This window comes from Streptomyces sp. SDr-06 (assembly GCF_003324565.1).
Lineage (GTDB): Bacteria > Actinomycetota > Actinomycetes > Streptomycetales > Streptomycetaceae > Streptomyces.
Map to the genome: position 1 here is coordinate 332,221 of NZ_QOLA01000001.1, position 25,459 is coordinate 357,679.

Genomic DNA, 25,459 nt, shown 5'->3' on the forward strand with positions numbered 1-25,459 from the left:
CTTACAACCGTAGGGGCGCCCTCGGGGGCGGTCAACGGCGCATTGTGGCCGTTATCCTGACGGGCCGTCTGAGAGGATCCGTCGCCCATGGAAGATGCCCCCGACTCGCCTGCCGGTGAGCGCCGCCGTGATGCCGGAGCCACCCGCCGACGGCTGCTCGACGCCGCCCGGGACCTGTTCGCCGAGCGGGGCTACGAAGGCGCGACGGTCCGCGAGATCGCCGAACGAGCGGGCGCCAACCAGGCCTTGCTCTTCCGGTACTTCGGCTCGAAACAGGGCCTGCTCACGGAGGTCGTCGCGCAGGGCGGCCTGGAACAGCTCCGGGCGACACCGCCCGAGGAACTTTTCGAAACGGCGCTGCGTTCGATGCTGACCAGCAGCGCGTCGGGGACGGCCGACCGCTCCCTGGAGGTCTACCTGCGCTCCATCGGGCGGGGCGACGAGGCGACCGGGACACTGCGCGAGCTGGGCGAGCAGTACCAGAGCGCTCTGGCCGCGCTCTCCGGAGCCCGGGACGGCGCTCTGCGCGCGGATCTCGCCATGGCCTGGCTGCTCGGCATCGGACTCATGCGCACGGTCGTGGCACGCGAGCCCCTGGCCAGCGCGGATCCGGACACCGTCTGCCGCCTCGTGGTCGACACGCTCGACCACCTGTGGTCCGCGCCGGAGGGCGATGACCCCGCAGGCCTCGACTCCCGTTCCGCGGAAGGCGGATGAGTCGGCGGGTTTCGTGGAGCGGCCCGGCGCGCAGCGGCCCGGGCCGTCCCGGGTTCGCGACAGGCCCGTGGCGGGGTGGAGGCGCACGGCGCCGCGTCCGGGCCGGAGCCGACGAGCGGCCCGACACGGACGCGGCGGGGACTACTCGGCGATCTGGACGGCGCCGGAGGGGCAGAGATTCCCGGCCTGGCGCGCGGCAGGCTGCTGATGGCCGTCGGGATCAGGCGTGATCACATCGACGAGGCCGTCGTCGTCCTGGTCGAAGACGCCGGGCGCGGTCAGCGCGCACAGTCCGGCGCCGACGCAGATGCTCCGGTCGGCGGACACCCGCATGGAACCTCCTTCCTGACCGGTCACCACGTGACCGGAAGTTCGTTGACGCCCTGGATCGTAGTGCCGGGACGGAGCGTCAGCTCCGCCACCGGGACGGCCAGTCGCAGCGTCGGAATGCGCTCGAACAGCGCGGTGAGGATGACTTCGAGTTCGAGGCGGGCCAGGTTCTGGCCGAGGCACTGGTGCACCCCGTACCCGAAGGAGAGGTGGTGCCTGGCCGATCGGCGCACATCGAAGGCGTCCGGATCAGCGAAGACCGAACCGTCGCGATTGGCGATGGAGTTGGTGACGATCACGCCCTCTCCCGCACGGATCAGCTGACCGTCGATCTCGATGTCCGCCTTGGCCACACGGCCGCCCGCGATGTCGGCGATGGCCAGATACCGCAGCAGTTCCTCCACCGCGCCGGGCAGCAGAGCGGGGTCGGCGCGCAGGGCGGCGTGCTGCTCGGGATGTTCGAGCAGGGTGATCACGCTGAGGGAGGTCATGGAGGCCGTGGTCTCGTGGCCGGCGACGAGCAGGAGCAGCGCGGTCGAGATCAGCTCCTCGCGGTCGATCTCACCCGCCGCCAACTGGCGGGTCACCAGGGTGTGCAGCAGGCCCGGCCCCGGCTCGGCCTGCATCTTCGTGATCAGCCCGTCCAGATAGTGCTGGAAGTCGTCGCGGGCGGCGGCCGCACCGGCCGCGTCCGACGCCTGCACGAGCCGCCTGCTCGCGTCCTGGAAGAAGTCGTGGTCGGCGTACGGAACACCGAGCAGCTCGCAGATCACCATGGAGGGGACGGGCAGCGCGAACTGGCTGACCAGGTCGGCGGGCGGACCTGCGGCGAGCATCTCGTCGATGAATCCGTGCACGATCCGCTCGACGGCCGGGCGCATGCCCTTGATGCGCTTCACCGTGAACTCGCTGATCGTCATGCGCCGCCGGGTCCCGTGCTCAGGGGGGTCAAGTCCGATGAAGGCGGGGCGGGCCTCGCGGATCGCCTGGAAGCGCGGCGAGGTGGCGGGGAAGTCGGGGTGGGTGCGGTCGGAGGACAGCCTCGGGTCGGCGAGCAGCCTGCGCGCCGCCTCGTGCTTGGTGACCACCCAGGCCCGGCGGCCGTCGAAGAGGGTCACGGCCCGGAGCGTCTCGGGCTCGTCCCGTAACTTGCGGTAGGAATCGGGCAGTTGGTAGGGGCACGTACGGTCCGCCGGGAAGGCGGGCGCCTCATGTGTGCGCGGCGCTGCGGTGGTCTCGGTCATGTCGGTCATCGAATCCCTCGAAACCTCAGCCGTTTAAAGAACGGACAGTTCTCTAGGCGAGAGGCTAGGCTGCCCCCATAGAGAACGCAACGGCCCCTATCGGACACACCCGGGAGGCATGGGTGCCCAGCAGCGCCGACACGGCCACCGAACCGCCCGCTGACCACCGCAAAGGCCCCCGCCGTCGCGGCGAGGAGCTGGAAAGCGCCATTTTGCTGGCGACCCTGGATGAACTCGCCGAGGTCGGTTACGCCGCCCTGACAATGGAGCGGGTCGCCACCCGGGCCCGCACCGGCAAGGCCGCCGTCTACCGCCGCTGGTCCAGCCGGGCGCAACTGGTCGTGGACGCCTGCAAGTTGGGCAAGATCTCCGATGTCGGGCTCCCCGACACCGGCGAACTCCGTGCGGACGTGCTGGGCCTGATGCGGCAGATGTCGGCCAAGATGGCCAGCCCGCTCGGCGACATCATGCGCGGACTCCTCGGCGAGATGACCCGCGACCCCGAACTGGCCGAGCTGATCCGGCAGCGGGTCCACACCGTCGGCCCGTCCACCATCCAGGTCGTCCTGGAACGGGCGGTGGGGCGCGGCGAGGTCGAACCATGGGTCCTGGCCTCACGGCGCGCCTCCGTCGCCACCGACCTGTTGCGCAACCACTTCCTGATGTTCGGCGCCCCCGTGGACGACGAGGTCCTCACCGAGATCGTGGACGACGTGTATCTGCCCCTGATCCTCAGCCCGGCCCCGGTCACCGGCCGGAAGCCGGTGCCGGACCAGGCGGACAGCACCGAGTAGGCCGCGGCGAATCCTTTCGCGCGGGCAGGCGGGTGCGGACGCCCGCCCGCCGCAGTCGGCCCACGACCGGTCGCGGCACCCGCGTCGGCGCCCGTCCCTCCTCCCGGGGGGCCGCGCGCGCTGGAGTCCCGCCTCCCGTTGGCCTAGCCAGAATCGCGCCCGAGTGCGGCCCCGCTTAGCGTCGGGTCCGATGGACCGCGGCCGTCCCCATCGGCCCACACCCGTCGGCCGCGGTGGAACAGGAACGCGACCATGCGCCGACTCCGCATACCCAGCGCAGCCCTCCTGGGCGGCGCCGCGCTCGTCCTGGCGGCCCCCGCCGCCGTCGCCGCCGGCAGCGCGGGACCCACCGCCACGGTGAGCCCGGCCACGGCGAGCCCCGGCCAGACCATCACGCTGACGCTGCGGGGCTGCGACGACCCCAGCCAGGGAGGCCGGGCCGAAGGGGAGTTGGTGGGCAACGGAACCACCGGCAGAACACCCATGGAGGCCACCGACCTCAAGCCGGGTGCCGACGGTGCACTCGTCGGCACGGCCGCCGTCTCCCCCGGCCTCAAGTCCGGCAGCGTGGCGACGATCAGCTTCGCCTGCGGCTCCAACCCCAATGCCGTGGTCACCGCCCCGCTCACCATCGCCGCGGGCCCGACCTCGCGCCTCGTCACCCCCTCGGCGCGGACCGCTCCGGCAACATCCCAGGCGCCCCCGACGGGTGTCGACGCGGGGCTGGGCGGCAGCATCACGCACGGCAACGCGGCGGAAGTCGCCCTCGGCGCGCTCTCCGTCACCGCGGGAGTCGGCATCGCCCTGGCGCTCCGCCGCCGCAACGCCAAGTCCCGCCGCTGAACGGAGCGCTGTCCGGACGATGGCAAGGGAGGACGCCTCAACGGTCGTTGAATGGGTACGTCAGCAGCACTTACCAGACCGCGGGACCACCGGGCTCGGCACCTCCGCACCCCCCGGATCAATCCATGGACCCGTGCCCCGACGGGTCGTGCCCGTGCCCGCCGTGCTCCGAGCCCGAACCGCTCCCCTGCCCCATGTCCCCGTCGGGAGATCCCCCCATCATGCGGAGCATCCCTCTCCCGCCGGTACGGAGAAAGCGCACGACCAGAGCGGCCGCCACCAGCAGGAACACCATGTTCAGCCACGTCGTGTAGTTCCAGGAAACGCCCTCTGTCGGGATGGTCGCAGATCCCCGGCCAGGCACGAGTCCCAGGCCCCCGAACGCGAACTCCACGACATACCCGGCGACCACCATCGCCAGGTAGAACGTGCCGAGGAGGAAGGCCGCCATACGGGCGCCGTAGTACTTCCGGTAGATGGTGAGGATCGGCAGGATCAACAGGTCCGCGAAGATGAACGCGACCACTCCGCCGAAGCTGATGCCGCCCTTCCAAAGGACCACCGCCAGCGGCACGTTGCCGATGGAGCAGACGAACGAGGCGATGGCGACGAGCGGTCCGATCAGCGGGCCCCAGAGCCTGGCCGCCAGCGGATGCCCGTCGAAGAAGAACGTACGCCAGAAGGTGTCCGGCACCCAGGCGGCGATCGCGCCCGCGACGACCAGGCCGATGACGAGATCCCGCAGGATGGCCGCCCACTCCATGACGAAGACGTGCGCGGTGGAGGTGAACCCCTCGGCCGAGAACAGCCGCCCGGCGAACGAGCCCTCCTTCCGCACGGACATGTCCATCGCGGCATGTCCCTCCATCGATCCGGCAACCCCGCGCTCGGCCTGGTCGCGCGCCTGGTTGAGCAGTCCCTCGCGCAGCAGGAGCCGGAAGAGCACCGCGAGCACCGCGATCATGATCGGTCCGCCGACGAACTCGGCCGCCGTGAACTGCCAGCCCATCAACAGGGCCAGGATCACGCCCAGTTCGACGACCAGGTTGGTCGAGGCGATCTCGAATGCCATCGCCGCGGTGAAGTGCGCCCCCTTGCGGAAGAGCGAGCGGGCGAGCGCGACGGCGGCGTATGAGCACGAGGACGAGGCAGCACCGAGCCCGGCCGCCAGGGCGAGGGTGCGCGGCCGGTCGTCGCCGAGCAGGGCGACGATCGTGGACCTGCGCACCACCGCCTGCACGACAGCGGACAGGGCGAACCCGAGGACCAGGGCCCAGGTGATCTCCCAGGTCATGGAACCGGTGATACGCAGGGCATGCAGTACGGCGTCCATGGGCGGGCCTTCCATCGGTTGCTTGCCGACTGTCAACGGTCAGGCTGTGACCGACAGCCGGTAGCCGTAATCGGCTACCGGCCATCGGTCGCCTGTTACCTGTTACTTGTCACCTGTTGCCTGTCATCTGCCGTCCGAAATCTGTCACTTGAGCCGGTCCAGGATCTTGTTCATCTGCTCGATCTCTGCGTTCTGCGCCGCGATGACGTTGCCCGCGAGCCTCTTCGCCTCGGGGCTGCTGCCGTTCTTCTGCTCGTCCTTGGCCATGGTGACGGCCCCCTGGTGGTGGCCGATCATCAGCCGGGTGAACTTCCGGTCGAAGTCCTTGCCCTTGGCCGACTTGAGGTCACTCATGTCCTGATCGGACATCATCCCGGCCATACCGGAGGAGCCGTGGTTCATCCCGGGCATGTCGCCCATCGAGGAGGAGGCCGAGGGGAGCGGCTTGCCCCACGACTTCAGCCAGCCCTTCATCGTGTTGATCTCGGGGTCCTGAGCCTTCTCGATGGCGGTGGCCAGGGTCTTGACCTCGCGGTCCGCGGCCCGGCCGTCGGCGAGCCCGGCCATCTCCAGGGCCTGCTGGTGGTGCGGGATCATCTGCTGCGCGAACGTCACGTCCGCGTCGTTGAAGGTGCCACCGGGGGACTGGGCGCCGCCCGGCCCGTGGTTCGTTTTGGGCGTGGCCGGGTCCTCGGACGGGGATCCGGAGGAACCGCAGGCCGCCAGAGCCAGAGTGAGGGCGAGGACGGTGCCGACGGCCGCCGGCATGCGGCGGCGGGCAGCGGTGAGCGAAACGGACATCAAAGGGTTCTTTCCAGGTGGACGCACCCCTGCCGGGGCACGCGAACGGGCAGGTCGCTCGGCCGGGTTGGGCCCAGGAGGGCCGAACCGGGCAGCACCTGTCACGTCCGCGCGACGCACACCTGAAGGAGCAGACTTCTGCCCGTGAGCGGCGGCCCACGCCGTGCCGCCCGGAGCAGGGCCGCGCGGCGCCCGCCGAGACCCCATACGACGAGGACGACCAGGCCGAGCGCGGCGAGCAGCCCGGTCGCGCCCAGCGGCAACCGTTCCCGAGCGGGGGTGGACACGCAGAGCTCGCCGCTCATTCCCGAGGCGACGGGCGCGGCTCGCACGTCGCTACGCGCTGCTCGCTCCATGACGTGGCCCGCGCTCATGGGCGCGGCCGCGGGCATCGCCCCGGGCGCGCTCATGGCGGCTGTCATGGACGTCTCGCCGTGGCAGCCCGCGGCGGCGCTCGCCGGAGCCCCGTGCATGGAGAACAGGCCGAACAGGACGGCGCACAGCACCAGCAGCCGGGACATTCCCGGCCTGCGCGTGCGCCCGCGGTCCACAGCTGCTCCGCCACCTCTCGCTCGTACTACTCCTGCGTCCGGCCCCGACCATACCCCCACCGGGTGTCCGCCGGGGCGCCCCCACCCCGGGCAGTGCTGATCGCGGGCGCCCGCTCCCGCCACCAGGGCGCTCATTGAAGTGACCAGGTCAGTGGTGGAATTTGGGCTGGTCCGCCACAAGGGTGAGCTATGTTTTGAGCACACGTGGCATGAGAAGGAGGCCCGCCGGTGTCATCGGGGCAGCAGGTACGCGCCCAGTCGGCCGCGATCACGCCGAGCGGGGAGCCCTCGGACCACGAGCGCGCGCCGGGCGACCGGGTGCGCGCGCTGTTCGACGGTCACCGCCTCTCCCCCGGGCAGCGGCGCATCGCCCAGTACCTCATCGATCACCTCACCGACGCCGCCTTCCTCTCGATCACCGAACTCGCAGAGCGGGTGGGCGTGAGCCAGCCGTCGGTGACCCGCTTCGCCGCCTCACTCGGTTACAGCGGCTACCCCGCCCTGCGGGAGGTCCTCCAGCCGATCGCCCTGAGCGCGGTCGCGGGCACCCCCGAGGGACGCGAGGAGAGCCGCCACAACGAGCTGCAGGCGGCGGTCGACGCCGAGATCGAGAATCTGGAGAACGTGCGCCGCCTGGTCGCCAACACCACCCAGGTCCTCGAAATCGGCCGGGAGCTGGCGTTCTCGGTGCCGCTGACGGTCCTGGGACTGCGGATCTCGGTGTCCCTCGCGGAGTACTTCGCGTACGCGGCCCGGCGCATCCATCCCGATGTGCGGCTCGTGACGCGGGGCGGCAGCGTCGCCTACGACGCGCTGCTGCAGTCCCGCTCGGCGGGCGGGACCTGGGTGCTGGCCTTCGCCATGCCCCGGCACGCCAAGGAGACCCTGGCCGCGCTGCGGGCGGCCCGCAGCGCCGGGCTGCGCATCGCGCTGGTCACGGACACCACGCTCGGCCCGCTCGTGGACGAGGCCGACGTGGCGCTGACCGCGGGCACCGGCTCGCGGCTGGTCTTCGACTCGTACGCGGCGCCCGGAGTGCTGGCCGCGGCGCTGCTCCAGGCGATGGCCGACGCCGATCCCGAGCGGACGCAGGCGCGGCTGGAGGAGTACGAGCAGGCCGCCGACAAGCACGGCTTCTTCCTCTAGGCACCGCCGGACGGGATTTTCCGTTTCTTCCCCCCGGGGCCTGATTCGCCCCGGGCGCTGCGCAAGATCTTCACACGTGAAGTACGCATGAATTTTTTCATACCCTTGTTTACTCAACGGTATATATGTTTACTGAGCCGTGGCGGCCACCGATCTCCCCCATGCCAAGGAGAGCGACCCCCAGTCCCTCTGAGAACGAACACCCGGCGTGATGCTCCCCCTCCTCTCATCACGTTGGTGTCCGATCCAGGCTGTCGGACCCGGTGGAACGCCCGTGGCGGCCTCGGTTAACCCCTGAGCCGGGGCCGCCCCCACCTCTCGATCAGAGTTCGACAACCATCGGAAGCGACGAGAATGCCCTCTACGGCCCCGACCATCACCCTCAGCCCGGACTGGCCCTGCCAGGTCAAATCTCCGGGAAGCCGTGACTGGGAGCGCACCGCCACCCGTTGGCTGCGCGACCTGCTGCCGGCCCGCTACGCCGGCTACTCACCTTTGATCCGCCACCACGTCCTGCTCGCGCGGCACGCCCAGATCCAGGTGCAGCACGAGATCCGCGCGGTGCGCGTCGCCCTCCAGACCAGCCGCGCCGAACTGCCCACCCTGGGCGTGGCCCCGGCCGTCATCGAGAACACCATCAGGATGTACGCGATGGAACTCGAACAGCTGGGCCGCCTCGCCCGCGGGGTGCGGCTCGTCATGGAGGCGCTCATGGACGACGGCCTCCCGCCGCGCAGGACCCACGTCCCGCGAAGGTGACCCCGGGGTCTACGCGGCGGGCAGGTCGAGCCGGGAGAGGTGGCCGGGGGTGAGCGCGCGCAGGAAGTCCGCGGCGTCGAAGGCCTCCCCGACCGCGACCACGCCCGTCGCACGGGCCCGGCCGTCGAGGACGCGCGCGAGGGCCTCGACGACGAGCGGCGCCGTGACCGCGTAGATGTCCCGCCCGCCCGCGACCGCGCGCCGCGTCTCGTCGCCCTTGCGTACGGCCGCCTCGACGAGGAAGGTCTGCGCCGAACGCCCGCTGCTGTCGGCGGGGACGGGCTCGGGCGTGGTCGCGTCCCGCACGTCACGCAGCGGGGCGAGGTTCATGACCGCCCGCACCTCCGGCGTCCGCACATGGCGCGGGATGGTCACCTGGTCCGCCGTGGCGAACGGCGCGGCGTCCTGCGTCCCGAACGGCTCGGGAAACTCCCACGGGAACTCCGGGGGGGTGTAGTCGAACGGCACCAACTTCCCTTCGGTGTAAGCGAGTTGCTGCCCGGCGTTGCTCTTGCCGGTGAGTCGGCTGCCGAGGGTGGGCAGCCAGCTGTCGAGGGCGTACGCGAGGACCACCTCGTCCACCTCCGCCCAGTCCCCCAGGGCCGCGGTGGCCAGCAGATCGCCGAGAGCCCCGTAGAAGGCGACCGAGGGCGCGAGGACGATGCCCGCCGCACGGGCACGATGGTCGTACGTGTCGAACAGCGCGGCGGTGACGGCCTGTTCGGCGGCGACGTCCAGATACGGCAGCCGCGCGCGCAGCGCCGCCTGGGCGACGGGGAGCGCGGTCGCGAGGAAGGGCCCCGCACAGTTGACGACCGCCGAGGTGCCGTCGAGGGCGCGGTCGAGGGAGGCCGCGTCCCCGGTCGACGCGACCCGCAGCGGAGCCTCGGGGGCGAGCGCGCCGAGGCCTTCGAGCTTGGCCCGGTCGCGGCCGACGAGCACGACGCTCGCTCCCCGGTTCACCAGCTCCCTCACAACGAAGCGACCCGTGTGCCCGGCTGCGCCCATGACGGCGACGGGCCGCCGGTCGGGCCAGGCTCCGGTGCGCGGGGCGGGCAGGGCGGAGGATGCGGAACTCATGACGGGCTCCCGATTTCTGCTGGTGGGGTGGGTGTGCACGCCATGATGTGGGGCCCGCACACCCGTCCACCAGCGTCCGGAATGACGAGGGGCGTACAGTTTCGGACATGACCGCTGAGGACCCGATCACGCCGAAGACCGCGGGCGGCCGGACGGTGGCGCTCGCCGTCGCCGACGGCAGCATGCTCTTCGAGGCCGCGGCGGCCTGTGAGGTGTTCGGCACCGACCACAGCGAACTCGTCGATCCCTGGTACTCGTTCCGCGTGTGCGGCTCCCGGCGGGCTCGGGTCGGGGACTGGCTGCGGGCCGACACCACCCACGGCCTGGACGCCCTCGCCACCGCGCACACGGTCATCGTCCCGGCCCAGGACGACATCGAGGGTGACCCGCCGGGCGAGCTCGTCGACGCCGTACGCGCCGCGCACGCCGCCGGCGCCCGCATCGTCTCCCTGTGCACCGGGGCGTTCGTCCTGGCCGCGGCGGGGCTGCTCGACGGCCGCCGCGCCACCACGCACTGGGCCCACGCGGACCTGCTCGCCGCGCGCTATCCGAAGGTGACGGTGGACGCCGGGGTGCTCTTCACGGACGAGGGCGGCGTGCTCACCTCGGCGGGCAAGGCCGCCGGGATGGATCTGTGCCTGCACATCGTCCGCAGCGACCACGGCGCGACGGTGGCCAACGCGCTCGCCCGCCACCTCGTGGTGCCACCGCACCGCGACGGCGGTCAGGCCCAGTTCATTCCGGCGCCGGTGACCCACGGCCGCGACCATCCGCTCGCCGAGCTGCTCCCCTGGGCGCTCGACCGCATCGACCAGCCCCTCACGGTGGAGGACCTGGCCCGGCAGGCCGCCATGAGCACCCGCAATCTGGTCCGGCACTTCCACGCCGTCACCGGGACCTCGCCGCTGCGCTGGCTGCTGAGCCAGCGCGTGCGCCTGGCCCAGGAACTGCTGGAGTCGGGCGACGACAGCGTGGAGCGCATCGCCGCACGGACCGGCATGGGCACGTCCGCCACCCTGCGCCGTCACTTCGCCCGCGTCACGGGCCTGCCGCCCGAGGCCTACCGGCGCACCTTCGGCGTGCGTTGACGTCCCTCGGGCCGAGCGCCCATTCGGCCCGAGGGACGCCAGGTTCAGAGGACGAACACGCTGCGGCTGCCCTGCGGGTGGTAGGTCTCACCGGGATAGATCAGCCAGTCGACCTGCCCCGTGCAGTCGGGCCCGGACCGGACCTCGGCGATCGCATCCGTCTGGTTGGTGACCACGGACGGCACGAAGTCCCCCAGGGGGAAGCAGCCGCTCGGATTGGGGTGGGCCGCCCCGTCGATGATCAGCACCCCCTGCGCCGCATACGCGGCATTCGGCGCCCCCAGCACCAGCGCCGCGGCCGCCACGCACCCGCCGAGCACCCTGATCATGCGCCGCACCATGCTCGTACCCCTTCTGTCGCCGCAGGCCACACTCCGCGTGGTCTGCCTTCGCGACTCACCGTATGCGATCAACTACGTGCCGTCACAGGCGTGCGGGGGTGAAACCGCCCGCCCCCAACGCGCCCCACGCCGACCCTCCGCGCCGCACCCACCCGACATGCGATCTCCAGATGTGCGTGCAAGCGTGGAAGTGCTCAACCTCCGATCTGCCCACCAGGGGGCGACCACCATGAGCAAGAAGCAGACCCGCCAGAACCGGGGAGCACGCACGGGCGGCCATGACCGCAGCACGACGTCCGAGGTCAAGGAGCAGACGACCGCCGCCACGTCACAGGCCGCGCACCCGACCCCCGAGGTCTCCCACAAGCAGCCGCGGAAGTTCGGGCACAACTAGGGTCCAGAACCGTCCTGTTGACCAACTCATCTGCGGAGCTGGACCGTTGACCCCTCGCCCGCACACGGGGCCCTCCCTTGAGGGCCCCGCGCAACTTCCGCCTTCGTACATGGCCGACGGTTGAGGCGCGGGCCCCGAGGTCGCCAGGAGCTCGGGCCCCCGGGCTCTGACGATCAAAGGGTGCGAAGGCTCGGTGGCTGGGGCTGCCCGGTGGGGCTCGCGAGTTCAGGGAAGCCGCTTGGCCGCCCGCCATTGCGGTGCGAGCACCGACCAGATCTCCTCGTCGTGCCGCTCGCCCCGGTAGAGGTAGCTCTCCCGCAGCACCCCGTCCCTGGTCATGCCCAGACGTCGGGCCACGGCGATGCTGGGTTTGTTCCGCGCCGAGGCCCACCACTCCACCCGGTGGACGCCGCGCTCCTCCACGGCCCAGTCGATGATCACGCGCATGGCCCGGGTCACCAGGCCCCTGCCCACCGCCGCCGGCTCCAGCCAGCAGCCCGCCTCCGCCACACCCTGTGCGAGGTCCAGCCTCCGGAACAGCACCGCGCCGACCAGCCTGCCGCCCGACCGGATGCCGTAGAGGCGCCCGGTGTCGGCCGCCGCCCGGTCCGCGTACGCCTGGAGGAAGGACCGGCTCGACGCGAGGTCGGTCACGACGTCCGGAAGCCCGTTGTACTGCCCGATGAACTCCCGGCCCCGGTTCACATGGTCCAGGAACTCCTTGGCCTGCCACGGTTCGAGCGGGCCCAGCTCGGCGCCGTCCTCCCCCAGGCACATCGCGTACATCCACACCCTCCACGGTCTCGGTCGGCCTGCGGCGCAGATCCTCTCACGCGGCCCGGGGCCCCTTGGGGCCCATGGCTTGCCCGGGCCGTTGGGGCCTCGGCGCTCCTCGGGCCCATGTGGTGTCGCCCTGTGGATGGCATGGGATCCGTGGAGGCGACGCGGGTAGTGAGCGTGCGGCAAGGGTGTGCGGTCGCACCACAGGGGCCCAACCGGGCCTGCCCCGGGCCGACTTCACGGTCGGCCCGGGGTCGGTGATTGTGGCTGAGCCCGGGGCCCGTCAGAACTCGGAGTTGGCGACCCACCGCCTGAGCAGGTCGTCGTCGCCCGACGTTGCGAACGCCTCCGAGCCGGGGCCGAGGCGTCCGTACATCAGCAGGAGCAGATCGGCCGCGGCCCCCTCGACGGTGGCGTGCGCCGCGGGTGCGTCCGTCTCGGCCGCGGGGTTCTGGTCGAGCCCGAAGCCGTCGGGGCGAAGGCGGACCAGCCAGTCACCGGCCCGGTCGGCGCAGCGGAAGCGAATGGTTTCGCCGTCGCCACGCAGATGGGCGGTCTTGGGGGCGAAGGGGGCGGCGAACGGCAGGTTGACCAGGAACTCGTCCACCCCGTCGACCGCGAGGGCGGGATCGATCGCGGGCCGCAGGCCCAGGGCGAGTTCCGCGTCGACCCGGTGCACCAGCGTCTCGAACAGCATGCGCCGCATCCAGAACCGGGCGTGCGGATCGGCGCCCCACACCCACATCGCGGCCTGCGCGTCGGTGTCGGCGAACGCCTGGTCCGCCACCTGCGAGCTGTCCGTCAGCCAGGCGCGGTAGCCGGAGTCGTGCGCGGGCAGGTCGAGTTCCACGTCGCGGCTCAGGGGCCGCTCCTGAATGCGGCTGCGCAGCAGCCCGGAGAACCAGCGCTGCACGCTCCCGGTGTGCCGGATGAGGTCGACGAGGGTCCAGCCGGGGCAGCTCGGCACCGGTGTCGCCAGGTCCGCGTCCTGGACGGCCGCCACGAACTTCGCGGTCTCGGCCATCACCGCGTCGCAGTGGGTCGCCGGGGCACAAGCCCACCGCGAAACCGGCACACCGTCCTTACCCATGTCGCTGTCCATCCCACTGCCCGTCTCGCTGCCCATGTGCGCGCACCTTCTCCGTTGTGCTCTTACCGTCCGACAGACCGGCCGGATCGCGCTCGGGGCGCGCCTCCTCCACCGTCTGCCGCAATCAGTGTGCTCCGAGCACAGTCGGCCGGAGGACTCGGGTTGCCTCTCGTGCGGTGTGGTGGGACCCCATTCGGCCAGGCGTGACGTGTGTGGGACGCAGGGCGGTGTATTCAGGAGTGATGGATCTTCAGGCCCTGCGCCCGGCCCGCCACCGTTCCCAGGCGGCGCGTCACGCACTGCTGACGGTGCCGTTCGCGATGATCGCGCTCGTTACGACGGGGGATGTGCTCGCCCCGCCCGACGTGCACCTCGGCCCCTTCCTGGCGGCGGCCCCCGCCGTCACGGCCTCGTTCGCCGGACCCCGCACCACCGGGTTCATCGGCGCCGTGGCGGTGCTGGCGCAGGTGGTCGTCGCGATGGTGCGCGGCAGCGTCACCGACCTCAACCACACCTTTCAGATCATCACCCTGATCCTGATCTCGGTGTTCGTGACGATCTTCGCCCATCTGCGCGAGGTGCACGAGAAGGAGCTGGTGCAGTTGCGATCGGTGGCCGAGGCCGCCCAGCAGGTCGTGCTCCGGCCTCTGCGCGAACACCTCGGCCCGCTGCGCCTCGCGAGCGTGTACCTGGCCGCGGCGGCGGACGCGCAGATCGGCGGCGACCTGTACGCCGCCGCCCGCACCACCCACGGCACCCGGCTCATCATCGGTGACGTACGAGGCAAGGGCCTTGAGGCGGTCGGGGACGCGGCGCTGGTGCTGGGCGCGTTCCGGGCCTCCGCCCACCAGGAGGCCGATCTGCCGGGCCTGGTCGGCTACCTGGAACGCGCGGTCGCGCCGGACCTGGACCACGCGCATCGGGACGGCGGCGCCGACGCCGACGCGCCCTTCGACGACCGCAGCGAGGCGTTCATCACCGCCGCCCTGCTCGACATCCCCGACCTGGGCCAGGCCTTCGAGATCGTGAACTGCGGCCATCCGCCGCCCCTGCTGCTGCGCGGCAACCGGGTCATCCCCCTGGAGGTCGACCATCCGTCGCCGCCCCTGGGCCTGGCCGACCTCGCCCATTCCCCGCTCGCCCCGCAGGGCTTCGCGTTCGAGCCGGGCGACATCCTGCTCCTCTACACCGACGGCGTCCTCGAGGCCCGCGACGAGTCGGGCACCTTCTATCCACTGGCGGAACGCGCGGCCGCCTGGCGCGGCTCCGGCCCGCGCGCCCTGCTGAGCCATCTGCGTGACGACCTGCTCGCCCACACCCCCGGCGGGACGCTGGGTGACGACGCCGCGATGGTCGCCATCGAACGGCTCCGCCCACCCACCGAGCGGGGTGCGCCCCGCCTGTAGGGACCCGATGATGGGGAGAACCTGTGCAGCGTACGCATCCGAGAGGCGGGAGCAGGCATGCCGCAGGAACCAGCGGGTGAGAAGCCGGCTCCCGAGGGCGAGCGGGCCTGGTCCGGCCGCGAGGGCGCCCGGGCGTTCGCCTCGGTGGACGCGGCCACCGACTGGCTGCTCGGCTATCCCTTCGTCTTCAGGGCCCTGGCCGAACACGGGGCCGCCGGGGTTCTGCTGGACTTCGGCTGTGGGCCCGGCCGCGTCGCCGCTCACGCGGCCCACCGGCTCGGCATGCGGATCATCGGCGTGGACACCTCCCCCGACATGCTCGCCCTGGCCCGCCGGCAGGGCACCCCCGGCGCCGAGTACCACCTGATCACCGACGGCCGGGCCGACGCACTGTCCGATGGCTGTGCGGACGCCGCGATGTGCAACCACGTCCTGGCGTCACTGCCCGACGAGCGGACCGTCCTCGACGTGTTCGGCGAGATCCACCGGCTGCTGCGCCCCGGAGCGCCGCTCGTCCTGCTCACCACGGACCCCGCGGCGAGCGGCATCGAGTACGCGTCCTTGCGGGTGGGCGAGCCCGGCGTCGCCTACCGGCCGGGACAGCCCATGACCGTACGCCTGCGCCGGACCGACGGCACCTGGCAGACCATGCCGAACCACGCCTGGCCCCCGGCCACGATCCGCGCCCTCCTGGAGCGTGCCGGGTTCACCGGGCCCACCCAGCACCACCCGACGCCGGACGAAGCGCGAGAGGTGGCCGAGCCGAGCCATGTGCACAGCCGCGACTGGGTCGCCGAACGGCGGCTTCCGCCCCTGGTGGTGACGGTCGCGATCCGGGACTGACCACCGGGCGCCTCCGCCTTCTTGGTGGTGGTTCAGAGGTTGCGCTCAAGGAAGTCCCGCAACGCCGGCCGGTCCATCGCGCCGGTCTCGGCGGCCGCCGCCTCCCCGTCCTTGATCAGGACGACGGAGGGCGCGGCGGTGACTCCGTAGCGCTGAACGGGAGCCGGGCACCGAGTCATGTCGACCTTGACGACGGTCAGCCGCCCCGCGTACTCCTCCGCGATCTCCCCCACGACGGAGTCCATCTCCCTGCACACCGTGAGAGCCTTCGGCCAGCTCCCGCAGAAGTACCCGAGGACCGGGCCGTCGGCCATGGCGAGGATGAAGTCGAACTCACGGTTCTCCAGCGGTTGATGGACCCTGCGGGCCATGGCACTCCTCATGTTCCGATCGATACGCCGGTCATCGGTGCACTGGACACTGGTGAGCGGCACGCGCCTCCATCATCGCCCGGGTGCCGGGCGGCCCGCCGCGTGCTCATCGGCGGCCGCCCGCACCGCCCGTCGCTCCAACCGGCGGACCTGCGACGACGAACACGTTTCGCTTCCGTATTGGGCAGGTCATGGAACGGTGACGAGGCTGGCGGGCGGCCGTGTTCCCGTACTAAGAAGTGTGATCACAGAGATCGCTTTTGACGGTCCACAGTCATGCATGGGGGAGAACAGTGAGCATTTTCGGCGTGCGACGGACCACGTACGGTGCCATCGGCGTGGCGGTCGTCGGGGTGTTGGCCCTGAGCGGCTGTCAGAACAACGACGACAAGGGCGACGGCGGAAAGGCCTCGAACCCTCCTGCCGCCGGGTCGAGTCAGCCCAGCCAACCCGCGCAGCCCAGCGCGTCCGCCCCTGCCCAAGGCGGCGGCACGGCCGGCGGCGCCGGCATGGCTCAGGCGGGCCAGAGCTTCAAGATAGGTGAGGCGGCGCAGATTCCGTTCAGCTACGGAACCACCACGAAGGGCACCATCGCGCTCACCGTCACCTCGATCGACCAGGGCCAGCCCGGCGATCTGGCCCCGCTCAAGCTGGGCGACCAGGTGAAGGGGAAGGTCCCCTACTACGTGCGGTACTCGATCAAGAACACCGGCACCACCGACCTCGCCTACGCGTCGGTGGGTCATATCAAGGGCCTCCTCGGGGACGGCACCGCGGCCCAGGACCTCATGGTCATCGGGTCGTTCGACAAGTGCCCGAGCGACTCGCTGCCCAAGGGCTTCACCAACGGCCACACCCAGACCGGCTGCGCGGTCGCCCTGGCACCTTCCGCCGCGACGAAGGTGACATCGGCCGAGTACTGGGGCGACCCCTTCACCCTCGGCAAGGGCATCACCTGGAAGTGACACAGTCCGGGCCCCACTCATAGGGCGGCACCACACCCCGCGTCGCCTCGTGCGGCGCGGGGTGTGGCGCATGTATGGGGTGCTTGTGGCGCGGAGCCCAAGTCTCCCGGTGTGGCGAAGGCCCGGGAGGCTCCCCGCCGTCGTCCGGGGCAAGGCCGTCGGGGGTGGATCCGGTGACCCCTGCCCGGCGAGGTGTGCCACCGGGCGGGAGCGAGGGGCGGATACTGGCGGCGTTCCGTACCGCCGCGCGCCCGAGGAGCCGGTCATGGCCCTGCTTCCCCCGCCCTGCACCCCTCCGCCCGGGGCCCTCGCCCGACGTTCGGTACTGCTCGGCACGGCGGCCTGGTGCGTGGGCGCCGCAGGCTGTTCGGGCGGGGCGAAATCGCCGTCGGATTCCTCGTCCCCCTCCGCCGGTTCGCGTTCCCCGGGTGCGTCCGCGCAGGCATCCGGCTCACCGTCCGACGCCGAGAGACCCCGTGCCGCCCTCCCGAAGGCCATCTCCTGGCGACCGGGACCCGGAGAGATCGAGCCCGCGGCCAAGCTCGCCGCCGTCCGGCTCGTGGAAGCGCTCGGTACGTGGCCGGACGGGCAGGGCAGCGAGCGGGCGGCCGCCGCCCGGGCCGCGGCGCTGGGCATCTCCGCCACCCCGGCGGCTCAACTGGCCGCACAGGCAGGCTCGTTGAGGCCTACCGCCGACGCCGCTGTCGTCCGCGTGATCGACGCCCAGTACGGCGGCATCCTGACCGACACGGCGAGCGTTCTGGTGGTCTGCGACCAGCCCACCCTGCTCGGCTCGGTCGTCCACCCCGGGGGCACCACGGTCGACGTACGGCTCAGCCGCACCTCCGCCGGCTGGAAGGTCACCACCCTGCACCCCGCCGCACCCGGCCCCGCCACGGCTCTGGACGCGGCCGCGCGGGAGGTGTTCGCCCAGTCCCGGATCGAGTTGCCGCCCGCCTCGGCCGCCGACATCCGCAGCGGCGCCGTGCACGACAGCGTGCTGCGCGCGATGCTCCAGCTCGCGGGCGGCTACCGCTTGTCGGTCAGCGTCGTACGCTCCGGACACCCGCTGGACGTGTTCGGTACCGACCGCCCCAGCGACCATCCGCTCGGCCGCGCCTTCGACGTCTGGCGCATCGACGGCCACGCCGTCGTCGACCCGGCGACGTCCCGCACGCTGATCACCGCCTTCATGCGGGCCGCCGCGGCGGCCGGTTCCTACAACGTCGGCGGCCCCGTGCAGCTGTCGGGCGGAGCCACGGCGAACCAGTTCTTCTCCGACGACACCCACCACGACCATGTGCACGTCGGCTTCACCTCCTGACGCCCGCCGCTTCACTGCCCGCGTCGCCTCCCCCGCGATGACCTGGGGCATCGCGAGATGGGGCCGGGAACAGGGCTGCCGTCGTGGTGCTCAGAGCCAGGTGGCCAGCGGGGCACTCGTATGGCTGACAGGGATGGTGTGAGTGACCCACATGGGTCCCGTACACACATGGAGGAGGAATGAAGTGGGCTCGTCACGGTAGTTGGGGACCTCACCATGGCGGGCCAGGCCGCTCTGGAGATAGGTGCTGGGGGCGATGGCCAGCGTGGCGCCCGCGAACTCCGCGGCGACGGACCGGTGGACATGGCCGGTGAGAACGCGCACGACCCGCGGGTGACGCACGACCACCTCGGCCAGACCCTCGCCGTCGGCCAGCCGCATGGCGTCCAGGAAGGGATCCCCACCGGGATCGGAGGATGATGCAGACAGACCAGGGCCGGGGTGTCGGAGCGGCGGCCAAGTACGCCGTCCAACCAGGCGAGTTGGGCAGCGCCCAGTCGGCCGCCGGGAGATCCGGGCACCTTCGAGTCCAGGACGGCGATCGTGAAGGCGGGGTGGTCCACCACATAGTGGGTGTCGTGTGATCCGCCCAGGAACGCGGTGCCGCCGAACACCTCCCGCAGCGCCTGGGGGTCGTCGTGGTTTCCGGCAGTCAGATACAGCGGCAACGGAAATCCGTCGATCACCTCGCGCAGCACCGCGTACTCCTCGGCGCGGCCACGGTTGGCCAGATCCCCCGTGATCACCACGGCGTCCGGTGGCGGATCGAGCGCGAGGACCCGGGCGAGGGCCCGGCTCAGCGCCTCGGCCGGTGCGCCCGCCAGCGGGCCGGATGTGAGGTGCGGGTCGCTGAGGTGCGCGATGGCCGGGGTCATACCCGCAGGCTTCCCGCCATCCGTCCCGGTCGCAACCAGTCACGCTCAGGGCGAAAGGCGTGCCACCCCACGAGCGTGCCACTCTCGGAGGCGGGGAGTCCCCAACGCGGCTCCACCTCTTGTTGGTTGAGGCAGGGATCGGGTTCGGGCTCACTTGGATGCGAACAACGACCGCAGATGACTGCCGTTGACCAGCGCGACGACGGCGATCAACAGAACGCCGCAGAGCCCCTGTTCGGCCTTCATCCACAGCGGGAACGCGCCGGGCAGCGCGATGATCGCCGCGATGGCCACCACCATGACGCCGGAGATGACCCTCAGACGGCGATACGCGGAGCGCGAGCCGCGAGCCGCGCGGACGGCACATCCGTACGTCACCAGGGCGCTGACCACCACGATGGTGCCGCGGACCCATACGGCCGAGTTCACGTCCGCGGAGTCGTCGCGCAGGAGCACGATGGCCACCAGCGTGAGCACGCTGATGCCGAGGTAGCCCCCGAGGAGGAGCTTCGTGGCACGGAAGGCCGCCAGGCTGCGCGGGTGGGTGAGGTGTTCCGCGGAAACGGGGGCGGCTGCGGAACGCGAGCTCCGGACGGCGTTCATGTGGGTCCCCTCTCTTCTCTCGATGGATGACGGCCACGACGAGCGACATACGGGCGGGCCGCACGCCCCTCGCGTGGGTTCAGCGGCCCTTCGTGCGGCCCTTCCCAGGCTCCGTCTCCGCGGCCGCGCATCCATCGCCCCCACGGACGAATCGCGGTCGGCACGACGTCAGGGCCCTCTGAGGGCCGCCCCGTAGTGGGGCGCGGCCCCCACCCCTACGGCGATGAGGAGGGGCGCGGCCCCACGTGAGCGGACGGGGGTGGGGGCAGCCCCCACACACGGCGGCCAGGGGCGTGGGACTGCGCCCCACCGAGCGCGAGGGTTCGGGGACGGCGTGCCACACACATCCGGTAGGACTGTTTCCCCCGTGGGGGTGAGCTCCTGCCGATTCCGGGCGTTTCATGATCCGCGGCCGCTAGAAAGGGCCCGTCTTGTCGATCAACAGATGGGCTGTTCCGCCATGTTGAAGACCGCTCTGCGTGTTCTCGCCGCTACGTCCCTGGCTGCCGCCTCCCTGACGGTCGCCGCACCCGCCGACGCGACCGTCCACCGCGCGACGACGGCACGCGCGCAGGCGCCCGACACCGAGCCGTGCGGACCGGTCGGCCCGTTCCGCCCGTCGGACTGGTGGCGGACCACCACCTCCCCCTCCATCGCCCCGGCCGTCCGGCACGCCGCCGAGGACGAGAACTGGCAGTGGCGCGACGACGCCAACACGCTCTGGCGGGGCGACACCCGCGAGAACGTGCAGCAGCTCTTCGAGGACGGTTTCACCCCGCGGGGCGAGACGGTCACCCCGCTCGCCGAGTACATCGTCAAGGGTGGCGGTCAGAACACCGCGCACGTCAGCACCAGTTGCGAGAAGTGGGTGGCGCAGAAGTTCGCCACGTACGGCGCGGCGAAGACGGGATGGGTCTACGAGATCGAGGCACCGGGTGGCATCGACGTCAACGCCACCGCACACCTCAACGGTTACGAGTCCCCCTACCTCTGGAACAAGGAGATCGACTTTCCCGGCGGTATCAAGGGGAGTCACCTCAAGAAGGCCTGCAAGTACCACCTCCTGAGGACCGACCCGGAGACCCGGGTCAACACGTACGAGAACCTCGGCTGCCGGACCAACCCCCACTTCGAGCACGCTCTGACCGCCGCGCCCTGAGCCCGCGGCGGCGGTACCAAGGTACGGATCCCCGGCAGGCCCGGCCGGGTGGCGTCGGCAAGCGCGCCACCCGGCCCCGCCTCTTCGAGGGAAATGTCGTACGACTCCCGGAGGGCGGTCGGTTCGGCGGGGTCGGGCATTCCGCGACCGTAGGCGGGTGGGGGCGGGCGGGGTCAGGTCATCGCCACGGTCAGCAGGAACGTCGAGTCCTCCAGGGCTTCCACCGTGTGGGCCGTGCCGGGCACGGTCAGCAGGTCGCCGTCCCGGCCCTCCCAGGTGTCCGCACCGGACACGAGCCGGATCCGGCCCGCCCACACCAGGAGCGTGGCCTCCCCGCCCAGACCGTGCTCGCCGAGCTTGTTCCCCGCGGTGAGCGCCAGGACCGTCTGCCGCAGGACGCGCTCGTGGCCGCCGATCACCGTGGACGCGCTGCGCCCCGCTTCCGCCTCGCGGGCGGCGGTCAGTTGAGCGCGGGCGATTGCCTCAAGGGAGAACTTCTCCATGTCTTGCTCTCACTTCCTCGTGCGACGGGTGCCGCGCCGCAGCGCCAGGGGTACGTACGAGCCCGACCCTGACAGAACCGCCGCCCGGCGGCACTCCGGGACGCGCCGGAAGGCGGTCCCGGGTGCGGCCGCACCCACCCCTCCCCCACGCGTCACTCACCTGCCCCGTGGGATCATCGACGCACACCCAGTCCGCGTACCAGTGTCGAGGTGGTGCTCGCGATCACGGCGCTGTCCGCGGGGGCGTCGGCCGTCAGGTGATTGGTGTAGATCGCGATGATCACGGGCCTCCCCGACTTCGGCCAGGCGACGGCGATGTCGTTGGCGGAGCCGTAGGCGTCGCTGGTGCCGGTCTTGTCGCCGACGGTCCAGTCCTTGGGCAGCCCGGCCCGGATGCGCTCGTTCCCCGTGACGGTGGCGCGGAGCCAGCTGTTCAGCCGCGCCCGGTCCGCGGGTACCAGGGCGCTGCCCAGCGAGGTCCTGGCGAGGTCGCGCCCCATGGCCGCGGGCGTGGTGGTGTCGCGCTGCTCGCCGGGCTTCCACACGTTCAAGTCGGGCTCCCAGCGGTCGAGCCGGGAGACCGCGTCGCCGAGGGCGCGGTAGTAGCGGGTCATGCCCTCGGGGCCACCGATCCGGCCGAGCACCAGGTTGCCCGCCGTGTTGTCGCTGCGGGTGACGGCCGCATGGCAGAGGTCGGCCACCTTCATGCCCTTCCCGCCCTGTCCCGCGGTGACGGGTGAGTTGGCGACCTCCTGGCTCGCCTTCCAGTGGACGACCTTGTCCAGCAGTCCCGGCTCCGTGTGCCGCGCCCGTCCCAGGACGGCGGCACACACCATGGCCTTGAAGGTGGACAGGGAGGGGAACTTCTCGTTGCCGCGGTAGCTGACGCTCCGCCCGGTGGCCGTGTCGAGGGCGTACGCGCCGATCCGTACATGCTGTGCGGTCTCCAGGCGCCTCAGCTCGTCCGCCACGTCGTGCGAGCCGCGCGCGGGGAGCGGCGCGAGCACCGGCGGCACGTCGGCCGCCCGCGCGGTGGAGGCCGTGCCGGTGGTGAGAACGGCGACGGCGAGCAGCGCGGCGGGCCACTTCGCACGGGAACGGGACAGGGGGGCACGGCGTTTCGTGAGGTCTCGCATGGCCTCAGCAGAACAGGCCCGGCCCGCCGCCGTCCAAGAGCCGCACGCGGAACGCGGCCATAGCGATCCGCCTATCGCACCTGCTGAGGCGGGCTGCCAGGCGGCCGCACCAGCCAGCCAATCCGCCAGGACAAGTGCGCCGCAAGAGGCGCGAACGGGACACCGGTGGTGCCGTATTGGTCATTTGCCACCCTGATACATCAATGATCCGTCGGATTCACTGACAAGTTGGTGAACGTACACCCCGGGGCCTCCTAGAGTCTGGGTTCTCTTCCCGTACACACATGTACGCCTTCGCACGAACGCAGGGAGCGGAGCCATGGATTCATTACGTCATCTCGCCGCCCATCTGGGGCTCGACCTCACCGCCATCTGCCTGCTCACGTTCGCGATCTACTATCCGAGACATCGGCGGCGCGATCTCGTGCCGGCGTATCTCGCCCTGAACGTGGCCCTGTTCACCATCGTCGCGGCGCTCGCCGAAGTCCGCGGAAGCGGCGGCATGGCACTCGGCTTCGGGCTGTTCGGCGTCCTCTCGATCATCCGGCTGCGCTCGGACGCCGTCCAGCACGAGGAAGTGGCCTACTACTTCACCACCCTGGTCCTCGGCCTCATCTGCGGTCTGCCGCGCCTCGGGTTCGCGCTGGCCGCGACGCTGAGCGGGCTCCTGCTCCTGGTCGTCTACGCGGCCGACCACCCCCGCCTGTTCGCCCGGGCCCGGCGCACCGTCATCACGCTGGACACCGTGCACACCGATCCCGGCGCGCTGCGGGCCGACCTGGCGCGGCGGCTCGGCGAGCCCCATCACTGGACCGTCATGGAGATCGACTTCGTACGGGACCTGATGGTGGTCGACGTCCGCTACCGCGAACCGGAACCGAGGCAGGCCGGGCAGCAGCCCGGCCCCGTCGAGGCGCGGCGCCCGGCCACCCCCGCCCTGGACTCCGTATGACCACCCGGACGGCGGCACCGGCCGGGGAAGCCGTACGCGCCATCCACGAGGCGGCCCTGGCGGCCGGCCCCATCTCGCTGGCCGAGCTCAACGAGCGGTCCTCGCTGCTCACGCGGTTCGACCGCAGCTACCTGGTGCCCGCCGCCACCTTCCTCGGGGTGATCGGCCGGCTCACGGAGGCCCGCCACCCCGGCGGACCCTTCCGGGCGCTGGCCATCGACGGCCGCCGCGCCTTCCGCTACCACTCGGTCTACTACGACACACCGGGGCTCCGCTCCTTCCACGACCACCGCCAGGGCCGCCGGCTGCGTTTCAAGATCCGGGAGCGCGTCTACGAGGACAGCGGGGAGCGGCAGTTCGAGATCAAGCTGAAGGGGGCCCGCGGTGACACGGTCAAACACCGCTGCCCGCTGAGCGGCGCGGACACCCCGCTCGACGCCGCGCCGCAGGCCTTCCTCGCCGACACGCTTCGGCGCGCGTACGCGATCGACGCGCCCACCGCCCTGCGGCCCTCCCTGTCCACCGACTACCTGCGGACCACCTTCGTGGCCGACGGGCAGCGCATCACCTGTGACGCGGGGCTCGTCTGCGTCGATCTGGGCGCGGACCGTCTGGTGCGCGGCGACGCGGGTCTCGTCCTGGTCGAGACGAAGTCCGCCGAGCACCTCACCGAGGCGGACCGGCTGCTGCACGCCCACCGGGTGCGGCCCGCCGTGTTCACGAAGTACTGCGGGGCGCTCGCCGTGCTGCGCCCGGCCCTGCCCGCCAACCGGTGGCGGCGCGCCGCACACCAGGCGTTCGGCCCGGCGTCCCCCTGCGCGTGGCGGCAGCAGGTGTGGCCGGAATCCATAGTGCCCGCTCGCACCGGGTGGGACCACCCCGTCACCGACGCGCCGCGCCCGGGCAACTTCGCACACTTCTGTCCGCCACCGCGGCACCCGTATGGTGAGCCGTCACATGTGTCCCGGCAGAGGGGAACTGATGGTGCGTAGGACCAGGATCATCCGACAGGCCACGGCGGCCGCGGCCGCCCTGCTGCTGTCCGCGGGGCTGGCCCCCGCGGCATCCGCCGCGGACACCCCGGCCCCGCCGAACCCGGACGCGGCGGCGCTGAGCGCCTACTGGACCCCGGCCCGCATGACGGCCGCGGTGCCGAGCGACCCGGCCCGGAGAGGCGACCTGGGGGCCCGCACCACCTCGCCCACCGTGGACGGGCCCCGGCCCGGCGAGTTCATCCCGCCGAGCAAGAGCTTCGACGGCATCCCGCAGGCCGGCACCTTCTTCTGGACCGACGCCTCCGGCACGGGGCGCACGTGCAGCGGCTCTGTGGTGCGCAGCCCCGACCACGACCTGGTGCTGAGCGCCGGGCACTGTCTCAAGGGCTACTCCGGCACCTCGCCCAAGCGTCATCTGGGCTTCGTCCCGCAGTACCACGACGGGCTCACGCCGTTCGGCATCTTCCCCGTCCGGAACAACGGCGTGTACGTCTCGCAGGAGTACTACGACCAGGGTGAACACGCGGGCGCCGCCTACGACTTCGGGTTCGCGGTCACCGAGCCCAACCAGGACGGGCAGCGGCTCCAGGACGCGGCGGGCGGCGTCGAGCTGCTCACCGACACGGGGTACTCGCACGCCCCGGTACGGATGATCGGCTACCCCGGTGGCGCGCAGAAGCCGCTGGAGTGCCTGAGCTGGACCACCCAGTGGGCCAGCGACGACCCGGCCGACCCGGGCACCTTCGAGCGCATCGCCTGCGCCGGGTTCGTGGGCGGGACCAGCGGCGGGCCGATGCTGGTGCCGTGGCCGGGCGGATGGGCGGTGGTCGGCGTCATCGGCGGCTACCACACCGGCGGCAACACACCCCAGGTCTCGTACAGCGCGTACTTCGGCAGTGCCACCCGCGCCCTGTACGACGCCGCGACCACGGGCGCCCCGCCGGCGGGACCCGCCTCCTGACGGCCGTGCCGGTCACCCCGACACGCGACGCGCACCTGCCCCTGCTCCGGGAGCACCTCCCGGACCGGAGCACAC

29 protein-coding genes and 1 pseudogene are annotated in these 25,459 nt (G+C 71.7%); 15 read left to right on the plus strand and 15 right to left on the minus strand.

The features are described 5' to 3' along the window. The first annotated feature begins 87 nt into the window (after window positions 1-87). Complete coding sequence (locus DT019_RS01500; RefSeq protein ID WP_114034707.1) at window positions 88-717, plus strand: TetR/AcrR family transcriptional regulator; 630 nt, start codon at window positions 88-90, stop codon at window positions 715-717. 141 nt (window positions 718-858) lie between these two features. On the opposite strand, the gene DT019_RS01505 is transcribed toward DT019_RS01500, so the two are convergent. Next, on the minus strand, window positions 859-1,050 hold the full coding sequence (locus tag DT019_RS01505) for a ferredoxin (protein WP_114034708.1): 192 nt from the start codon (window positions 1,048-1,050) through the stop codon (window positions 859-861). A gap of 20 nt (window positions 1,051-1,070) precedes the next feature. Further along, a complete protein-coding gene (locus tag DT019_RS01510) occupies window positions 1,071-2,291 on the minus strand; it encodes a cytochrome P450 (protein ID WP_114035270.1) in 1,221 nt (406 codons plus the stop codon). Between the two features lie 122 nt (window positions 2,292-2,413). Here DT019_RS01510 and DT019_RS01515 point away from each other — a divergent pair, with 122 nt between their 5' ends. Both DT019_RS01515 and DT019_RS01520 read left to right on the plus strand, forming a co-directional pair. Next, on the plus strand, window positions 2,414-3,085 hold the full coding sequence (locus tag DT019_RS01515) for a TetR/AcrR family transcriptional regulator (RefSeq protein WP_189389032.1): 672 nt from the start codon (window positions 2,414-2,416) through the stop codon (window positions 3,083-3,085). Window positions 3,086-3,337: 252 nt separating this feature from the next. Then, entirely contained in the window at window positions 3,338-3,928 is a 591-nt protein-coding gene (locus DT019_RS01520) for a hypothetical protein (protein WP_114034710.1), read from the plus strand. Window positions 3,929-4,046: 118 nt separating this feature from the next. On the opposite strand, the gene DT019_RS01525 is transcribed toward DT019_RS01520, so the two are convergent. The 3 genes from DT019_RS01525 to DT019_RS01535 form a co-directional block, all read right to left on the minus strand. Beyond that, entirely contained in the window at window positions 4,047-5,261 is a 1,215-nt protein-coding gene (locus tag DT019_RS01525) for a permease (RefSeq protein ID WP_114034711.1), read from the minus strand. A gap of 144 nt (window positions 5,262-5,405) precedes the next feature. After that, window positions 5,406-6,062, minus strand: coding sequence for a DUF305 domain-containing protein (locus DT019_RS01530; protein ID WP_114034712.1), 657 nt, complete (start codon window positions 6,060-6,062; stop codon window positions 5,406-5,408). Between the two features lie 101 nt (window positions 6,063-6,163). Continuing rightward, complete coding sequence (locus DT019_RS01535; RefSeq protein ID WP_223279251.1) at window positions 6,164-6,583, minus strand: hypothetical protein; 420 nt, start codon at window positions 6,581-6,583, stop codon at window positions 6,164-6,166. A gap of 258 nt (window positions 6,584-6,841) precedes the next feature. Between DT019_RS01535 and DT019_RS01540 the strand changes: the two genes are divergently transcribed. Both DT019_RS01540 and DT019_RS01545 read left to right on the plus strand, forming a co-directional pair. Then, window positions 6,842-7,759, plus strand: coding sequence for a MurR/RpiR family transcriptional regulator (locus DT019_RS01540; RefSeq protein ID WP_114034714.1), 918 nt, complete (start codon window positions 6,842-6,844; stop codon window positions 7,757-7,759). A 354-nt stretch (window positions 7,760-8,113) separates the two neighbouring features. Further along, a complete protein-coding gene (locus DT019_RS01545; RefSeq protein WP_114034715.1) occupies window positions 8,114-8,518 on the plus strand; it encodes a hypothetical protein in 405 nt (134 codons plus the stop codon). 9 nt (window positions 8,519-8,527) lie between these two features. On the opposite strand, the gene DT019_RS01550 is transcribed toward DT019_RS01545, so the two are convergent. Next, window positions 8,528-9,598: a saccharopine dehydrogenase family protein gene (locus DT019_RS01550; protein WP_114034716.1), complete on the minus strand. Its 1,071-nt coding sequence runs from the start codon at window positions 9,596-9,598 to the stop codon at window positions 8,528-8,530. Window positions 9,599-9,705: 107 nt separating this feature from the next. On the opposite strand from DT019_RS01550, the gene DT019_RS01555 reads away from it, so the two are divergent. Next, on the plus strand, window positions 9,706-10,686 hold the full coding sequence (locus DT019_RS01555; RefSeq protein ID WP_114034717.1) for a helix-turn-helix domain-containing protein: 981 nt from the start codon (window positions 9,706-9,708) through the stop codon (window positions 10,684-10,686). A 44-nt stretch (window positions 10,687-10,730) separates the two neighbouring features. Here the strand turns inward: DT019_RS01555 and DT019_RS01560 are convergent, their stop codons facing one another. Beyond that, on the minus strand, window positions 10,731-11,027 hold the full coding sequence (locus DT019_RS01560; RefSeq protein ID WP_114034718.1) for a hypothetical protein: 297 nt from the start codon (window positions 11,025-11,027) through the stop codon (window positions 10,731-10,733). Between the two features lie 229 nt (window positions 11,028-11,256). Here DT019_RS01560 and DT019_RS01565 point away from each other — a divergent pair, with 229 nt between their 5' ends. Further along, on the plus strand, window positions 11,257-11,421 hold the full coding sequence (locus DT019_RS01565) for a hypothetical protein (protein ID WP_223279252.1): 165 nt from the start codon (window positions 11,257-11,259) through the stop codon (window positions 11,419-11,421). A gap of 225 nt (window positions 11,422-11,646) precedes the next feature. On the opposite strand, the gene DT019_RS01570 is transcribed toward DT019_RS01565, so the two are convergent. Continuing rightward, complete coding sequence (locus DT019_RS01570; protein ID WP_114034720.1) at window positions 11,647-12,207, minus strand: GNAT family N-acetyltransferase; 561 nt, start codon at window positions 12,205-12,207, stop codon at window positions 11,647-11,649. Window positions 12,208-12,484: 277 nt separating this feature from the next. Next, window positions 12,485-13,327, minus strand: a complete 843-nt coding sequence (locus DT019_RS01575; protein ID WP_223279253.1) for a maleylpyruvate isomerase family mycothiol-dependent enzyme — start codon at window positions 13,325-13,327, stop codon at window positions 12,485-12,487. Window positions 13,328-13,533: 206 nt separating this feature from the next. On the opposite strand from DT019_RS01575, the gene DT019_RS01580 reads away from it, so the two are divergent. Both DT019_RS01580 and DT019_RS01585 read left to right on the plus strand, forming a co-directional pair. Then, window positions 13,534-14,697 (plus strand): PP2C family protein-serine/threonine phosphatase, encoded by a 1,164-nt coding sequence (locus DT019_RS01580; protein ID WP_114034721.1) that lies wholly within the window; start codon window positions 13,534-13,536, stop codon window positions 14,695-14,697. A gap of 57 nt (window positions 14,698-14,754) precedes the next feature. After that, window positions 14,755-15,540, plus strand: a complete 786-nt coding sequence (locus tag DT019_RS01585; protein WP_114034722.1) for a class I SAM-dependent methyltransferase — start codon at window positions 14,755-14,757, stop codon at window positions 15,538-15,540. A gap of 32 nt (window positions 15,541-15,572) precedes the next feature. Here DT019_RS01585 and DT019_RS01590 read toward each other — a convergent pair whose 3' ends face one another. Further along, window positions 15,573-15,911 (minus strand): thioredoxin family protein, encoded by a 339-nt coding sequence (locus DT019_RS01590; protein ID WP_114035272.1) that lies wholly within the window; start codon window positions 15,909-15,911, stop codon window positions 15,573-15,575. Window positions 15,912-16,219: 308 nt separating this feature from the next. On the opposite strand from DT019_RS01590, the gene DT019_RS01595 reads away from it, so the two are divergent. Together DT019_RS01595 and DT019_RS01600 are read left to right on the plus strand one after the other, a co-directional pair. Continuing rightward, window positions 16,220-16,876 (plus strand): hypothetical protein, encoded by a 657-nt coding sequence (locus DT019_RS01595; RefSeq protein ID WP_114034723.1) that lies wholly within the window; start codon window positions 16,220-16,222, stop codon window positions 16,874-16,876. A gap of 265 nt (window positions 16,877-17,141) precedes the next feature. Then, window positions 17,142-18,200, plus strand: coding sequence for a hypothetical protein (locus DT019_RS01600; RefSeq protein ID WP_223279254.1), 1,059 nt, complete (start codon window positions 17,142-17,144; stop codon window positions 18,198-18,200). A gap of 90 nt (window positions 18,201-18,290) precedes the next feature. Here the strand turns inward: DT019_RS01600 and DT019_RS40080 are convergent, their stop codons facing one another. The 3 genes and pseudogenes from DT019_RS40080 to DT019_RS01610 form a co-directional block, all read right to left on the minus strand. Then, entirely contained in the window at window positions 18,291-18,581 is a 291-nt protein-coding gene (locus DT019_RS40080) for a hypothetical protein (protein ID WP_223279296.1), read from the minus strand. Between the two features lie 83 nt (window positions 18,582-18,664). Beyond that, a pseudogene (locus DT019_RS40085) lies at window positions 18,665-19,075 on the minus strand (metallophosphoesterase); the annotation flags it as partial. A 150-nt stretch (window positions 19,076-19,225) separates the two neighbouring features. After that, a complete protein-coding gene (locus tag DT019_RS01610; RefSeq protein WP_114034724.1) occupies window positions 19,226-19,678 on the minus strand; it encodes a hypothetical protein in 453 nt (150 codons plus the stop codon). Window positions 19,679-20,138: 460 nt separating this feature from the next. Between DT019_RS01610 and DT019_RS01615 the strand changes: the two genes are divergently transcribed. Then, complete coding sequence (locus DT019_RS01615) at window positions 20,139-20,837, plus strand: hypothetical protein (RefSeq protein ID WP_223279255.1); 699 nt, start codon at window positions 20,139-20,141, stop codon at window positions 20,835-20,837. Between the two features lie 173 nt (window positions 20,838-21,010). Here the strand turns inward: DT019_RS01615 and DT019_RS01620 are convergent, their stop codons facing one another. Then, window positions 21,011-21,340, minus strand: a complete 330-nt coding sequence (locus tag DT019_RS01620; RefSeq protein ID WP_114034726.1) for a LuxR family transcriptional regulator — start codon at window positions 21,338-21,340, stop codon at window positions 21,011-21,013. A 173-nt stretch (window positions 21,341-21,513) separates the two neighbouring features. Beyond that, window positions 21,514-22,476, minus strand: a complete 963-nt coding sequence (gene bla, locus DT019_RS01625; RefSeq protein ID WP_114034727.1) for a class A beta-lactamase — start codon at window positions 22,474-22,476, stop codon at window positions 21,514-21,516. A 319-nt stretch (window positions 22,477-22,795) separates the two neighbouring features. Between bla and DT019_RS01630 the strand changes: the two genes are divergently transcribed. Genes DT019_RS01630 through DT019_RS01640 form a run of 3 tightly spaced genes read left to right on the plus strand, consistent with a single transcriptional unit; the run spans window position 22,796 to window position 25,384 of the window. Then, window positions 22,796-23,428, plus strand: coding sequence for a DUF4956 domain-containing protein (locus DT019_RS01630; protein WP_114034728.1), 633 nt, complete (start codon window positions 22,796-22,798; stop codon window positions 23,426-23,428). Continuing rightward, on the plus strand, window positions 23,425-24,420 hold the full coding sequence (locus tag DT019_RS01635; protein WP_114034729.1) for a polyphosphate polymerase domain-containing protein: 996 nt from the start codon (window positions 23,425-23,427) through the stop codon (window positions 24,418-24,420). Before DT019_RS01630 ends, DT019_RS01635 begins: the two co-directional genes overlap by 4 nt. After that, entirely contained in the window at window positions 24,410-25,384 is a 975-nt protein-coding gene (locus tag DT019_RS01640; RefSeq protein WP_223279256.1) for a trypsin-like serine peptidase, read from the plus strand. Before DT019_RS01635 ends, DT019_RS01640 begins: the two co-directional genes overlap by 11 nt. The last annotated feature ends 75 nt before the right edge of the window (window positions 25,385-25,459 follow it).

Excerpts from the sequence above, each read along its gene's own strand:
- DT019_RS01500 (WP_114034707.1), top strand. The coding sequence starts at position 88 with ATGGAAGATGCCCCCGACTCGCCTGCCGGTGAGCGCCGCCGTGATGCC.
- DT019_RS01505 (WP_114034708.1), bottom strand. The coding sequence starts at position 1,050 with ATGCGGGTGTCCGCCGACCGGAGCATCTGCGTCGGCGCCGGACTGTGC.
- DT019_RS01510 (WP_114035270.1), bottom strand. The coding sequence starts at position 2,291 with ATGACCGAGACCACCGCAGCGCCGCGCACACATGAGGCGCCCGCCTTC.
- DT019_RS01520 (WP_114034710.1), top strand. The coding sequence starts at position 3,338 with ATGCGCCGACTCCGCATACCCAGCGCAGCCCTCCTGGGCGGCGCCGCG.
- DT019_RS01525 (WP_114034711.1), bottom strand. The coding sequence starts at position 5,261 with ATGGACGCCGTACTGCATGCCCTGCGTATCACCGGTTCCATGACCTGG.
- DT019_RS01530 (WP_114034712.1), bottom strand. The coding sequence starts at position 6,062 with ATGTCCGTTTCGCTCACCGCTGCCCGCCGCCGCATGCCGGCGGCCGTC.
- DT019_RS01535 (WP_223279251.1), bottom strand. The coding sequence starts at position 6,583 with ATGTCCCGGCTGCTGGTGCTGTGCGCCGTCCTGTTCGGCCTGTTCTCC.
- DT019_RS01545 (WP_114034715.1), top strand. The coding sequence starts at position 8,114 with ATGCCCTCTACGGCCCCGACCATCACCCTCAGCCCGGACTGGCCCTGC.
- DT019_RS01550 (WP_114034716.1), bottom strand. The coding sequence starts at position 9,598 with ATGAGTTCCGCATCCTCCGCCCTGCCCGCCCCGCGCACCGGAGCCTGG.
- DT019_RS01555 (WP_114034717.1), top strand. The coding sequence starts at position 9,706 with ATGACCGCTGAGGACCCGATCACGCCGAAGACCGCGGGCGGCCGGACG.
- DT019_RS01560 (WP_114034718.1), bottom strand. The coding sequence starts at position 11,027 with ATGGTGCGGCGCATGATCAGGGTGCTCGGCGGGTGCGTGGCGGCCGCG.
- DT019_RS01565 (WP_223279252.1), top strand. The coding sequence starts at position 11,257 with ATGAGCAAGAAGCAGACCCGCCAGAACCGGGGAGCACGCACGGGCGGC.
- DT019_RS01570 (WP_114034720.1), bottom strand. The coding sequence starts at position 12,207 with ATGTACGCGATGTGCCTGGGGGAGGACGGCGCCGAGCTGGGCCCGCTC.
- DT019_RS01575 (WP_223279253.1), bottom strand. The coding sequence starts at position 13,327 with ATGGGCAGCGAGACGGGCAGTGGGATGGACAGCGACATGGGTAAGGAC.
- DT019_RS01580 (WP_114034721.1), top strand. The coding sequence starts at position 13,534 with ATGGATCTTCAGGCCCTGCGCCCGGCCCGCCACCGTTCCCAGGCGGCG.
- DT019_RS01585 (WP_114034722.1), top strand. The coding sequence starts at position 14,755 with ATGCCGCAGGAACCAGCGGGTGAGAAGCCGGCTCCCGAGGGCGAGCGG.
- DT019_RS01590 (WP_114035272.1), bottom strand. The coding sequence starts at position 15,911 with ATGGCCCGCAGGGTCCATCAACCGCTGGAGAACCGTGAGTTCGACTTC.
- DT019_RS01600 (WP_223279254.1), top strand. The coding sequence starts at position 17,142 with ATGGCCCTGCTTCCCCCGCCCTGCACCCCTCCGCCCGGGGCCCTCGCC.
- DT019_RS40080 (WP_223279296.1), bottom strand. The coding sequence starts at position 18,581 with ATGCGGCTGGCCGACGGCGAGGGTCTGGCCGAGGTGGTCGTGCGTCAC.
- DT019_RS01610 (WP_114034724.1), bottom strand. The coding sequence starts at position 19,678 with ATGAACGCCGTCCGGAGCTCGCGTTCCGCAGCCGCCCCCGTTTCCGCG.
- DT019_RS01615 (WP_223279255.1), top strand. The coding sequence starts at position 20,139 with ATGTTGAAGACCGCTCTGCGTGTTCTCGCCGCTACGTCCCTGGCTGCC.
- DT019_RS01620 (WP_114034726.1), bottom strand. The coding sequence starts at position 21,340 with ATGGAGAAGTTCTCCCTTGAGGCAATCGCCCGCGCTCAACTGACCGCC.
- bla (WP_114034727.1), bottom strand. The coding sequence starts at position 22,476 with ATGCGAGACCTCACGAAACGCCGTGCCCCCCTGTCCCGTTCCCGTGCG.
- DT019_RS01630 (WP_114034728.1), top strand. The coding sequence starts at position 22,796 with ATGGATTCATTACGTCATCTCGCCGCCCATCTGGGGCTCGACCTCACC.
- DT019_RS01635 (WP_114034729.1), top strand. The coding sequence starts at position 23,425 with ATGACCACCCGGACGGCGGCACCGGCCGGGGAAGCCGTACGCGCCATC.
- DT019_RS01640 (WP_223279256.1), top strand. The coding sequence starts at position 24,410 with ATGGTGCGTAGGACCAGGATCATCCGACAGGCCACGGCGGCCGCGGCC.